Below are 608 nucleotides of genomic sequence, written 5' to 3'. Positions count from 1 at the left end.
GCTTCCATTGCCTCTGCTACGCGTCCAATGTTGGCTGCATCGGTTTGGAATGCCGCACGAAACCGACCAGCCATATCCATTTCTTGCTCCGTGATACTATGTAGCTTTGTGTTTCCTTGCAATGTCGTTTGTGTATCTGTATTTGGGTTTTGCGTGCCATTTGAATCTGCGACTGCTTGTTGTAAGGTAGACACTTGGCTCTGCGCCACACTACGATTACTTGCTACTTCTCCGCTCATCTGCTGTCACCTTCTGTTTCAATGATAGTAAAAAGCCACACGTCTCCGCATGGCCTGTAGCCCTGTCACGCTTTATTATAGCCCAAAATTGCGTGATAAGTTCGCATCGTTCTCTTCCACTGCGGTAGCCGTTTTACTCAATTGTTGTTCGATTTGATGCATTAAGTTGGAGAATTCCGTTACTTTTGGTTTCAGTTGTTGGAATTGCTCATCGAATTTTTGGAAAGCTGCCCCTTCCCATTCGCCACGAAGTTGTTCTTGTAACTGTTGTAATTCCCGTAAAATTTGTTCAATGTCTTGCCCTTTGCGCCCATAAGTTTTAGAGCGATCGCGAAGTTCTGCAGGGCTCATTCTGATTTGTCCTGACAT

2 protein-coding genes are annotated in these 608 nt (G+C 45.4%); both read right to left on the bottom strand.

What is annotated here, in order from left to right; translation table 11 throughout:
* Nucleotides 1–239, bottom strand: a 239-nt coding sequence (locus HCJ66_RS15915; protein WP_187134021.1) for a TIGR04197 family type VII secretion effector, incomplete at its 3' end; no start/stop codon positions are given.
* A gap of 75 nt (nucleotides 240–314) precedes the next feature.
* On the bottom strand, nucleotides 315–608 hold the full coding sequence (locus HCJ66_RS15910) for a WXG100 family type VII secretion target (RefSeq protein WP_187134020.1): 294 nt from the start codon (nucleotides 606–608) through the stop codon (nucleotides 315–317).

Source organism: Paenilisteria portnoyi (genome assembly GCF_014322795.1).
Classification (GTDB): domain Bacteria; phylum Bacillota; class Bacilli; order Lactobacillales; family Listeriaceae; genus Listeria_A; species Listeria_A portnoyi.
This window is presented reverse-complemented; position numbering and strand designations above follow the sequence as displayed.

Excerpts from the sequence above, each read along its gene's own strand:
- HCJ66_RS15910 (WP_187134020.1), bottom strand. The coding sequence starts at position 608 with ATGTCAGGACAAATCAGAATGAGCCCTGCAGAACTTCGCGATCGCTCT.